Below are 12295 nucleotides of genomic sequence, written 5' to 3' on the forward strand. Positions count from 1 at the left end.
TTTTTTTATTTTTTAGGATGTATGGCTTTGTAACTTTGTGAGAAAGCTTGGAAAATCATTAACCGTCTTGGGAAAACTAAATATCTTGGATACCAAGTAGGTTTGAATTTATTTTTATAATTTCGCAATCCTTTAAATGAATAAACACTAGAAGAGTGCTGATAAATACTTGTTGTGATAGTACCAAGAAAACCATTTGATTTTTCGTAACTACTAGATAATGGTGCCATTCCTAGATTGAAAGTTTGATAGTCGTTTTCTTTGGCCCATAAAATTAGATTTAGGTAAAGTAAATCCATCATCGGGATAGAATTATGCTCTTTCCAACGAATTAAATCAATCGATGTTTTTCCTTCAATATAAGCAGGCATCATAGAGGCAAAGGCAATAGCGTGACCATCTTTGTCTCTAATCGTTGCGATAGCTTGTTTTGATAAGTAGTTCTCATCAAAACTACCAAGAGAGAAACTCATTTCTTTTCGATTACCTAACCACTCATCAGAAATAACTTTTAATTCAGCAATCAAATCTGTTGTGCTATCTTCAATTTGAAAGCTTAATTCTTCTTGTTCTTGTTTGTTGATAAGCTGTCTAAAGACTTTTCCTTTGTTTCCTGAAATTTTGAAAGTAGTTACATCGACTTCTGCTTCTTCACCTAAGTTAAATAGATTGTAATTAAATTCTGTATAAATGTGAATATTCTCGGTAGATGTTTGATAAAAAATTAATTCTTTTCCAACTCTGGTTGCATAGTCATGTATTTGTTTAACAAATGGAAAGAAATTTTCTTTATCTCCAACCGGATCACCTAAAACGAGAATAAAATAGGATAATTCTTGGTAGATACTTGCAACGTTAAGTTTTTTGTTAACAATCACTTTATTCGCAGGTAAAAAGCCAAGATTAGCTAGGTTACTCCCTTCAAAAGAGTCAAGTACTTCATGGTAATCCTCTGTTTGATGACTCATGTTTGGTTCAAAAGCAAGTGTCGAAAAAGTATATTTATGTCGCAAGCGATAGCGATTTGCAATGACGTAAAGGAACCAAACCGCAGAAATACCTAAAACGTAATAGATGAAACCATTGAAAAGATTGAGCTTATAATAATCAGAGGTTTCATAAATTGATTGGATATTAAATCCAAGTAATAGGAGCGTGAAAAGCCAAACAACTTTTTCTCGGCGATAGCGAATGGTTAGGTAAACTGAAAAGTTTTTCCGCGATAGAAATAGAACCAAGCCTAAAATAAAGGTGAAAATAAAGCCTTCAATGAAGAATAATTCATCAAATAAGACAACTTGGCTGATAAAAATAATGCTAAGTAAAATGACTAAATTAGTAAAAGCTTCTCTTGAGCCGTAATACAAACCAACATAATTTGGAATCATATAAATGCTCGCTAAGATATAAGAAACAGCAAAAAAGAAAATAAAAACATTGGTTTCTTTTGGTGAGATAGCAAAAAGACCAAAGAATGAATCTTGGAAGAAGAAAATAGAACCAATGATAAATAGGGTGATAATAAACCATCTGATTAAGGTTTGAACCCTTTTTTTAGTGATATCAACAAAAATTGTACCAAATTCTTTTGTAAATAGGATGACTTCATTTTTCTCTGTTAGTTTATCTTTTAGTAATAATTGAAGTTCGCTAATAGAAAGAATTAACCCTAGGAAGAAAGGTAAAATATAATAAGCTAATCGGTAAAAAACTAAACCTAATAAAATAGGTCCCTCTTTTAGGCCAAATTGATGAGTCATACCAAGTAAGAAAATAACATCAAATGCTCCTAATCCCCCTGGTACCATACTGATTAAACCCGCAATGGCTGCGATGATAAAGACGCTTTCCATTTGCCAAAAGCTAACATGGACTCCTACAAATCTTAGTGATAGAAACATCACAATTCCAACAAATAAATAATCAAGTACGGAAACACAGGTATATTTTAAGCTTAACCATCTATCATGAGGAACGGGTGGTTTTTTGATCGTCACAAATAAAAAGATAGGGAGTAGCGCAGCTAGGACAAAGAGCCCAATCTTTAAAATTGGTTTTTTCTCTAATAAATAAGAAGGAGAAAAAACGTTGAATAGTACTAAGAAAGAAAGGACACCAATCCCAGTCAACATGGATAACAGAAGTAAGGAGATGCTTTTCTTAAGCTCGGTTTTTTCTTCTTCTGTTTCAGTAAAGCCTTGGAAATAGTTGTACCGAATGGTAGAGCCGATAATACCACCAAAGCCAATAAGAGTATTTAAAGAATTAATAATCCAACTGATTTTCATTGTTTTCTTGAGTGGCACATCTAGTTTTTGCGATTTTACTAACACTAAGTCGTATAAACTGAGAATCCAAACACCAAGCAAGCTGACAAGGATTAATGTCGCAATTGAAGCAAGAGATCTGTTTTCGATGATTTGGAACACGTCTTTAAAATTAATTGAGGATAATTCTGATTTTAGTTTCCAAGCAGATAGCAAGAAGATGCCAAATGCAACGAAAAATTTGATAAACTTTTTCAAGGGAATCGCTCCTTTTTAGTTAAGATTGATTTGTTATATTTATAGTAACAGTCCTTTTAACTAAGGTAAAATAAAAAAGGGAAAAAATTTCATTAACTGCTCCTAAATTGATTTAATTTTTTAAACTCGCTATAATTAAGGAATAGAAACTTAAAAATGAGGGGTGTTTGTATGACTTTTTTGGAGATTGGTCAGCGCTTGTTGCTTGCTGTTGTGATGTCTGGTGCGATTGGGTTTGACCGTGAATTTAAAAGTCGCCCTGCAGGTATGAGAACCCATATTTTAGTCTGTGTAGGTGCTACGATTATTGCGATTCTTCAAACAGAGATCCATTTAAATGTTTTAGAGCAAGTTGCTAATCACCCTGAATTAATTGGTGTTGTTCGTTCGGATCAAACAAGGCTGATTGCACAAGTGATTAGTGGAATTGGTTTTTTAGGGGCAGGAACAATCATTGTCACTAAACGAGCTGTTGCCGGTTTAACAACTGCCGCTTCACTGTGGACAGTTGCTTGTTTAGGCCTTGCTGTTGGTATGGGATATTATAAGGTGGCATTAATCGGTTTTATTGTTATTCAGTCTGTGCTATCACTACTGAAAAAAGTCATCGTCGTCCCGTCAATTAAAACGTTGGAAGTAAAATACATTCATAGGGTAGAAACTAAAGAATTTATTACTGATTATTTTAGGACTCATCATGTAGTGGTTAAGGACATCAATGTACAAGTTGAAATTATGAATGAACGTCGGATGTATACTAACGTTTATACCATTGAAATGCCAAAGAATTATAACGTGTATGAGCTGATAGAAGATTTATCTGTTCATGAAAATATGAAAAAAATTAGATTGATTGATTTGTAGGAAGAGTCAGAGATGAGGGGTTTCAATGGATTTAGAGCTTTTAACAAAGAATAAAAAACTAACAGACACTGAAAAAGAACTGCTTCACTACATCGCATCTAATATTGATTCTCTTAGTGGTGTGGGGGTTAGAGAAATTGCGGGTAAACATTTCACCTCACCAGCAACCATTGTGAGAATGTCAAAAAAGTTGGGCTTTACGGGATATGTTGAGTTGTATCATTATTTAAAAAATGACAAACAATACTCAGAGCAAAAGAGACAGTCTGCCATTGTTGATTATCAAGTAAATGAAGAAGCTATTGTTGAAGAGGCTAAAAAAATAAAGGCACTGTATGAAGAAAGTAGTCAAAAGTTAATTTTAATTTATGCTACAGGATTTTCGGGAATTGCTGGAGAATACTTATCTAAAAAATTACTCGTTAATGGAATTCGAGTGATTTATTTGAGTGAAAAAGACTCAGTTGCGATTATTGAAAATAACGTTCAAAATATTTCGATGTTTATTGGTATTTCAAAATCAGGTGAAACAGATCGATTGATTGAAAAAATGGATTATTTAAAGGAGCGAGGAATTCCCTTAGTTTTATTTACTGGTAATGAAGCAAGTACTGCTTATAATTTATCAAATATTTCCTTTTTAGTAGATGATGACCGTAAAATGGACGGTCAAAATAAGAACTTTAATAGTTTTTTTGGAAAACTCTTACTGGTCATTGAACATTTTGTATATAATTTTTTAACATGAAACCTGTTTCAAGATAGTGAAACAGGTTTTTACTTGTTTGAAAGCCCTTTTAATTAGTGAAAGGGCTTTATATAATGATGACATCATTGATAGGGGGAGAAAAATAAAATGAAACAAAAAGTCATGGAGGGCTTGCAGAAATTTTCGAAAGCCATGTTTGTACCGGTATTAATTTTGCCGATTGCCGGTCTTTTAATTGCTATAGGGAACATTTTTACAAATGCTGCACTGATTGAGAAAGTTCCGTTTTTGGATAATCCAATCACAACAGGGTTTGGGAGTATTTTATCTTCAGCACTTTTACCAGTATTAACTAATTTAGGTTTGATATTCTGTGTGGGAATTGCGTTAGGTTTAGCCAATAAAAAGAAAGCCGAAGCTGCATTTACAGCTGTTCTTGGTTATTTAGTTTTTATTTTTGCAATGAACAAATTTATGGAGCTAAGAGGCATTTTAGTTGATCCAGAAAGTCTAAGAGGTTCGGGACAAAGTTTAGTTTTAGGTGTTCAAATCTTAGATATGGGTGTTTTCTTAGGTATTATCCTAGGTGTGATTATTGCACTTGTTCATAATAAATGGATTGATACAACATTTAATAATGCGTTTCAAATTTATGGTGGTGCGCGTTTTGTCTTTATCGTTTTGATTCCAATTATTGTTTTAATGGCAGTTGGTTTTACCTTTGTTTGGCCAGTGGTTCAAAGTGGCATTAATTCGTTAGGTGGCGTCATTAAGAATAGTGGGAATTTTGGTATTTTCCTTTATGGAATGCTTGAGCGGTTATTGATTCCAACTGGGCTTCATCACTTGATTTATACACCGTTCTTATATACATCATTAGGTGGAACAGCTGAAATTGGTGGGCAAGTATTTGAAGGTGCTAGAAATATTTATTTTGCAGAAATTGCGGATCCATCTGTTAGTGTTCTTGCACCTAGTGTGATTTGGGATGCTCGTGGTATTTCTAAAATGTTTGGTTTAATTGGTGCGTGTTTAGCAATGTATCATACAGCCAAGCCAGAAAATAAAATGAAAGTAAAAGCTATCTTAATTCCAGCTGCCTTTACTTCATTTATTGCCGGTGTGACAGAACCTATTGAGTTTTCATTTATGTTTGTGTCACCAATTTTATTTGTAATTCACTCAATTTTAAGTGGTTTGAGCATGGTAGTTTTAAATGTCTTTGGCTCAAGAGCAATTGGCCCAAATGGCTTTATCGACTTTCTATTATATAATCTACCTCTTGGTATTGAAAAAACGAGATGGCCGGTATATATCATTGTTGGATTAGTCTTCTTCGTTTTATACTATGTCATCTTTAGATTCTTAATTACCAAATTAAATCTAAAAACAATTGGACGTGAAGAGGCATCTGCTGAAACTAAATTATACTCTAAAAAAGAGTATCAAGAGAAAAAAGGAAATGTTACCAATGATTTATCACCGCTTATTGTGGATGGATTAGGAGGAGCGAGTAATATTATCTCTATTGATAATTGCTATTCTCGTCTACGTCTAAAATTGAAAGAGCCAGAACGTGTTAATGAAGAGTTGTTGAAAAACGAGACATTAGCCAAAGGAATTATTGCCAATGGTGAGAATGTTCACGTGGTATATGGTTTGAATGTACCAACCATTAGAGGGGATTTAGAAAAATATTTAGGTCGTGAAGAAAGGTCGGAAGAATAATGAAACAATTTTCAGTAAGTATTGCAGGTGGAGGAAGTACCTTTACACCAGGCATCGTAATGATGCTTTTAGATAATGCAGATCGTTTTCCATTAAGAAAGTTAACTCTATATGATAATGATGGTGATCGCCAAGGAATACTAGGAGACGCCTTAGCGATTATGATGAAAGAGCAAGCACCAAATGTTGAGTTTGTTCATACAACAGATCCAGAAGTGGCGTTTACAGACATTGATTTTTGTATGGCGCACATTCGCGTTGGAAAATATGAAATGCGTGAAGTAGATGAAAAACTACCTTTAAAACATGGCGTCTTTGGTCAAGAAACATGTGGACCTGGTGGGATTGCTTATGGTATGAGAAGCATTACGGGTATGTTAGAGATTATTGATTATATGGAAAAATACTCTCCTGATGCGTGGATGTTGAATTATTCAAATCCAGCAGCTATAGTAGCGGAAGCTTGTCGTGTACTACGTCCAGATTCGAAAGTCTTAAACATTTGTGATATGCCAGTTGGAACGCTACGTCGTATGTCTCAAATTATTGGTAAAGAACCAAAAGATTTAGAAGTATCCTATTTTGGTTTAAATCATTTTGGTTGGTGGACAAGTGTCAAAGACAAAGAGGGTCATGAGTATATTGATGATATCCGTGAGTATGTTTCTAAAAATGGGTACTTAACACAAGTAGAAGTCGATACGCAGCATACTGATCCGTCTTGGCAAGATACCCATAAAAAAGCAAAAGATATTTACGCGATTGATCCAAGATTTTTACCAAATACTTATTTAAAATATTATTTCTACCCAGATTATGTGTATGACAGTATGAATCCAGAATACACAAGAGCTAATGAAGTGATGGCTGGTAGAGAAAAACGTGTCTTTGATCAAGCAAAAGAAATTACCAAACGTGGGACAGCTGATGGAATTGGTTTTGAAATCGATGCACATGCTTCATTTATTGTTGATTTAGCTAGAGCGATTGCTTTTAATACGCACGAAAGAATGTTATTGATTGTTGAAAATAATGGCGCAATTACTAACTTTCCAGATGATGCGATGGTTGAAGTACCATGTATAGTGGGTGTTGATGGTCCAGAAGCAATCGTTCAAGGGAAAATACCTAATTTTGAGCAAGCCTTAATGTTCCAACAAGTAACAGTTGAAAAATTAGTAGTGGAAGCTTATGTTGAGGGAAGTTACCAAAAATTATGGCAAGCGTTGACTCTGTCAAAAACAGTACCTAGTGCCAAAGTTGCTAAAGACTTATTAGATGACTTAATTGAAGCAAACAAAGGTTACTGGCCAGAATTAAAATAAAACAATGAAAGAGGCTGGCAAAATAAAGTCAGCCTTTTTTTCAATGGAGGATATTATGAAGATAAACATGTTGGGCTTAGGAAAAATGGGTCTTAATTTAGTAGAAAATATGTTGAAAAATCAGCAAGAAGTTACTTGTTTTGATATTAATGAGGCGCAACGACAACTAGCTAAAGACTTGGGGGCAAATGTTGTAGGCAGTCTAGATGAGTTATTTGAAATGAATACTCATGAAATGAGTGTTTACTGGTTAATGCTTCCAGCTGGGAAAATAACAGCAGAAATGATTGCTTTATGTAAAGAAAGACTAAATTCAGGTGATATTTTAATTGATGGAGGTAACTCGAAATATACAGAAAGTGTTCGTGCTTTTTATGAGCTGAAGGAATCAGGCATTCACTTTTTAGACGTGGGAACTTCTGGAGGTATGAGTGGTGCAAAAAATGGGGCTTGTATGATGATTGGTGGCGACCAGGAAGCGTTTGAAAAAATAGAAGACGTCTTTCGTTTAATTTGTGTTCCAAAGGGGTATCTTTACTGTGGACCAGCAGGAAGTGGTCATTATTTGAAGATGGTGCATAACGGAATTGAGTACGGAATGATGCAAGCTATCGGTGAAGGATTTAATTTACTTCATCATGCGTCTTATGAGTATGATTTAGAAAAAGTAGCCACTGTTTTTAATCATGGTTCGGTTATTCGTAGTTGGTTGATGGAACTAACAGAAAATGCGTTAAGAGAAAATCCTAACATGGAAAACATTAGCGGGGAAGTTCCTTCTTCGGGAGAAGGAAAATGGACGGTGGAAGAAATGCTTGAGATGCAACAATCAGCTCCTGTTATTACGCAGTCGTTATTAACTCGTTATAGTTCAATGGATAAAGAAAAATACGGTGAGAAAGTCATTGCCTCGTTAAGAAATCAATTTGGCGGTCATGCTGTACCAAAAGCTGAGGAAGAGTAAGATGGGATTGCTACTGGCAGTCGATATTGGGACAACAGCGATTAAATATAGAGTGGAAGAAGCTAATAATAATAGGACTTTACTATCGAAATCTACTAGAATTACGACGTATCTAGTAGGAGCGTACGCCACACAAAATCCGACAAAAATACTAGAGCAACTAAAAAAAGATATAGTCGAAATTAGTAGAAATTATTCTAATATCGATACAATTGCGTTAAGTACGGCTATGCACACACTCATTCCAGTGGAGCAAGAACAGTTGCCACAGGAGATGTTTTTATGGTCGGATAATAGAAGTGCTAAAGTGATTGATGATTTTAAACAAGATAAAGAAAAAAGTCGTTTGTTTTACCAAAAAACAGGGACACCTATTCATCCAATGAGTCCATTTGCAAAACTATTGTATTTTCGATTGTCAGAAGAAGCTTGGTATCAACGTGTGACGGAGTGGCTAGACATCAAGTCGTTGATTAGCCGTGAGCTGACGGGGGAAACTGTGGTTGACTATTCAGTGGCCTCTGCTACAGGGATTTTTAATAGTCATCAATTAGAGTGGGACCAAGAGATTTTATCTTTTCTCATGTTAGATGAAAAAAAGTTAGCTAAGGTCGTTCATCCCAAAACACGACTAGTTCTGAAACAAGAGATGATAGAAAAGTTGGGTGTTTCTGTTGAGTGCGAGTTATTGATTGGTGCAAGTGATGGTTGCATGGTAGCTCTAGGTAGTTTTAATCAAACGAAATCACCTTTAACCATAACTCTTGGAACAAGTGGGGCGGTTAGACTGTTAAGTAGTGTTCGTACGCTTAATTCGGAAGAGAATACGTTTTGTTATTATTTAGATGAGGAGCAGTGGGTAATTGGTGGACCAACAAATAACGGTGGTCGAGTGTTTGAATGGTTAAGTGAGTTATTTTATGAAGACAAGGAAACTCTTTTTTCAAAACTCTCTGATTTACCACAAGTGCCTTACTTAGTATTTATGCCGTATCTTCAAGGAGAGCGTGCGCCGCTTTGGGATAGTAGTCAAACAGGGACTTTTTATGGGTTAACCTTGCAACACAAGCAACCGGAGATGATACAAGCTGTTATTGAAGGGGTTATTTTTAATTTATTCTATATTTTTAATCAATTATCGTTTTCAGAAAAAGAAAACACGCTTGTTTTAAGTGGTGGTGTATTTAATAATCAAGTGATTACCCAAATGGTAGCTGATATTTTTCAAAAGAAATGCTATGTTTCAAGTCAAACGGAACCTACACAAGGGTTGAAAGACTGGTGTTTTTTAGTAGAAATCAACGAGATAGATGGAGAGTATTACGAACCATCTAAGTTAAAAAAAGAATATTATGAAGAGAAATATGAGCTGTTTTGTAAGTATTTGCATACTCCTGTATGCTGCAAACCTTGAGAAGTTGACAAATAGATATAATATCGGAACTAATAAATTATTTGTTATGTTATAATATTAAAAAATCATTTTTCAGGCATAAGGAGGGGGACAATGTATAAAAAATTATTGATAAAACAATTTGAAATTGATTTCAACTGTGATAGTGAACTATTACAAGAAAGTTTTTTCTTAACATCAACTAGTAATTCTGATGCACGTTATTGGGATAGAAATAAAGCTGATATTGTTTGTTTTAATAATAAAATCTTTGTAAGAACTGAAATAGAAGCTTTAACTAAAGAATTAGAAAAATTATACGGCAACATAAATGCAGAATGGTTTTTAGAAATGAATCATATTTATAAATTAAATCATACGTTAAAAAAATATCAATTAAAGATAGAACGCATTGCACCCTTTTTTATTCCAAACAAAGTGATTAATTCAGAAGAGATCCCCTTAACGTTCCAACGTTTCAATCAAGAGGATATCTTTAACTTTAAACAGAACAAACAGATTACAGAGTCCTTTTGCTATTCTGAACATGATCCAGACCAAATAGGATTTGGTTATTATGTTGATAATACTTTAATTGCAATTTGTGGAGCTAATAAAAATGGCAAGTACACATGGGAGATAGGGATTGAAATATTAGATCGTAATTTTAATAAAAAAGGTATCGCAACTATGTTAGTTAAAACATTGATATCCACAATACAAAAAGAACAACCCAATATTATCCCTGTATATAGCACATCACTTTCTCACACCAATTCAATGAACGTTGCTATTAATGCAGGATGCCGAGTAGGTTGGTCTGAAATTATTATTTCGGAAATTTAACTAGGTTTTTAATGACCGTGCTACTTTTAGTGGATAATCAGTTGATCATCACTAGTACCAACACTGAGTTACAACAGCAAAAAGAAAAGCCATCCTACTCGCAATAGGGTGGCTTTTTAATATAAGTTTTTGTTATGCTAGCCAATTATTTTTTCTTTTCTCTAAAATCAGATTAATGCTTTTGACTTACAATTTCTTCTCAAAGCCTTCCATAGGTGCCAATTGATTTTGATACGTATCTATCTTATTAGTATTTGTTGTAAAATGCATGACACTATTAAAAGATTCTTTTAAGTAAGTTTGCATGACATTTGGAATGGCTAATTCATCAAGATCATTAGGGCTGATAGTTGTTCTGATACTTTTTTCATCACCTGTTATCACTTTTTGAACCCACTGAGGCTCTCTGATAAATTCACGGCCAATTGCTACTAGATCAGCGCCTGAATTAAGAACATTTTCAGCCTCTCTAGGTGTTTCGACAGAACCAATGCCAATCAGAGGAATTGCACCATCAATGACGGTTGAAATTTGTTTTAGAATGGGAGTAGTATCAGAAGAATCATTTAAAGAGGTTCTTAAATAACTTCCCATTGATAGGTGTAAGTAACTGATTTGATGTTTAATGGCATTAACAAAATAAAGGGTGTCCTCTAATCGAATACCTGGTGTTTCAATTTCTTCAGGGGAAATACGATAACCTAATAAGAAAGGTTGAGTGGCATATTGTTCAATTGTACGACTGACTTCATCAATTACTCTTAATGCAAAAGTCATCCGTTTGTCACGATTTCCTCCCCATTTATCAGTTCGTTGATTTGAGTTTTCTGAGAAAAATTGTTGAAGTAAATAAGTATTGGCTCCGTGTAGTTCGATACCATCAAAACCCGCTTCAATCGCTCTTTTAGTCGCTTTCCCAAATGCTGAAATAATACCTTCAATTTCTTCATGAGTCAGTGCACGAGGTATTTCAGAATTTTTGGGATAACTTGCAGCAATTGCGCTTGCACTGACTGGTGTTTCTCCTCTTAAAATGTTACTTGTTGATTTTCTTCCGGCATGAAAGATTTGTAAAACAGCTTTTCCACCATTTTTTTTCAAAGTATTTGCTAATTGCCTTAGGCCTGGAATCATGTCATCTGATGAAACAGAAAGTTCTCCTTCAAAGCCTTTTCCATTATTGGTTACATTAGCAACTGCTGTAATAATCATACCTGGTCCACCTGATCTAGCAGAATAATAATTTAACTCATCTTGAGTGATTATGCCATTATAAAAGCTAGACATAGTTGTCATAGGTGCCATGATTACCTTGTTTTTTAATTGTAAACCATTTTGAAAAGTAAAGGGTTCTAAAAATGTGTACGAAGTCATTTGAATTTCTCCTTTGGGATAGTTTTAAGAGATAGTTTTTATTCTCTTATATGTGGTAGTATAAACGGGTAAAAATGAAAACGTAAGTACGCACAATTAAGTGGGATAGTTACTTGGAAGTACCTAATGGAGAAGGAGTGAGGTCAGATGGTGAAAAAAATTTATCAATTAGGAATTGAAGCAACGCTAGATGTAATTGGTGGGAAATGGAAACCGATTATACTCTGTCATTTAGGCCATCAATCATTGCGTTCTGGAGAGCTGAAACGAAAGATTCCCAATGTAACTCAAAAAGTGTTAACACAACAATTAAGAGAATTGGAAGAAGATCATATTATTAAAAGAGAAATATTTAACCAAGTTCCGCCTAAAGTTGTTTATTCATTAACGGAAGAAGGAAAGAGTTTGAGAGATGTTTTAATTACAATGTCAGAGTGGGGGGAGCATCGAGTTCAAGAAGCTCAGAAACAAGGTGAGGATGTTTCGATAGAACATAAAGAATATCACGGTTTTATTAATATGTAAGATTTATTTTTATTCTGTATTTCAAGTCAGATGGAAATAAGA

Annotated in this window: 10 protein-coding genes; 8 read left to right on the top strand and 2 right to left on the bottom strand. The window is 34.3% G+C overall.

Annotated elements, in window-relative coordinates:
* Positions 1-5 precede the first annotated feature (5 nt).
* Positions 6-2525, bottom strand: coding sequence for a phosphatidylglycerol lysyltransferase domain-containing protein (locus RR554_RS10610; protein WP_332464231.1), 2520 nt, complete (start codon positions 2523-2525; stop codon positions 6-8).
* Positions 2526-2696: 171 nt separating this feature from the next.
* On the opposite strand from RR554_RS10610, the gene RR554_RS10615 reads away from it, so the two are divergent.
* The 7 genes from RR554_RS10615 (at position 2697) to RR554_RS10645 (ending at position 10354) form a co-directional block, all read left to right on the top strand.
* The gene (locus RR554_RS10615; protein ID WP_332467985.1) at positions 2697-3389 is read left to right on the top strand and encodes an MgtC/SapB family protein; all 693 of its coding nucleotides are present in this window, start codon (positions 2697-2699) and stop codon (positions 3387-3389) included.
* A 25-nt stretch (positions 3390-3414) separates the two neighbouring features.
* Entirely contained in the window at positions 3415-4137 is a 723-nt protein-coding gene (locus RR554_RS10620) for a MurR/RpiR family transcriptional regulator (RefSeq protein ID WP_332464233.1), read from the top strand.
* Between the two features lie 108 nt (positions 4138-4245).
* Complete coding sequence (locus RR554_RS10625; protein ID WP_332467986.1) at positions 4246-5826, top strand: PTS transporter subunit EIIC; 1581 nt, start codon at positions 4246-4248, stop codon at positions 5824-5826.
* Positions 5826-7151, top strand: coding sequence for a 6-phospho-alpha-glucosidase (locus tag RR554_RS10630; RefSeq protein ID WP_332467987.1), 1326 nt, complete (start codon positions 5826-5828; stop codon positions 7149-7151). The genes RR554_RS10625 and RR554_RS10630 overlap by 1 nt, the downstream gene beginning before the upstream one ends.
* A 55-nt stretch (positions 7152-7206) precedes the next feature.
* Positions 7207-8115, top strand: coding sequence for a phosphogluconate dehydrogenase (NAD(+)-dependent, decarboxylating) (gene gnd, locus RR554_RS10635; RefSeq protein WP_332467988.1), 909 nt, complete (start codon positions 7207-7209; stop codon positions 8113-8115).
* Between the two features lies 1 nt (position 8116).
* Entirely contained in the window at positions 8117-9529 is a 1413-nt protein-coding gene (locus RR554_RS10640; protein WP_332467989.1) for a gluconokinase, read from the top strand.
* 93 nt (positions 9530-9622) lie between these two features.
* The gene (locus tag RR554_RS10645) at positions 9623-10354 is read left to right on the top strand and encodes a GNAT family N-acetyltransferase (protein WP_332464238.1); all 732 of its coding nucleotides are present in this window, start codon (positions 9623-9625) and stop codon (positions 10352-10354) included.
* A gap of 186 nt (positions 10355-10540) precedes the next feature.
* On the opposite strand, the gene RR554_RS10650 is transcribed toward RR554_RS10645, so the two are convergent.
* Positions 10541-11728 (bottom strand): NADH-dependent flavin oxidoreductase, encoded by a 1188-nt coding sequence (locus RR554_RS10650; RefSeq protein WP_332464239.1) that lies wholly within the window; start codon positions 11726-11728, stop codon positions 10541-10543.
* A 150-nt stretch (positions 11729-11878) separates the two neighbouring features.
* On the opposite strand from RR554_RS10650, the gene RR554_RS10655 reads away from it, so the two are divergent.
* Complete coding sequence (locus RR554_RS10655) at positions 11879-12253, top strand: winged helix-turn-helix transcriptional regulator (protein ID WP_332464243.1); 375 nt, start codon at positions 11879-11881, stop codon at positions 12251-12253.
* Positions 12254-12295 lie beyond the last annotated feature (42 nt).

The sequence above is a fragment of the Vagococcus sp. genome (genome assembly GCF_036639995.1).
Classification (GTDB): Bacteria; Bacillota; Bacilli; order Lactobacillales; family Vagococcaceae; genus Vagococcus.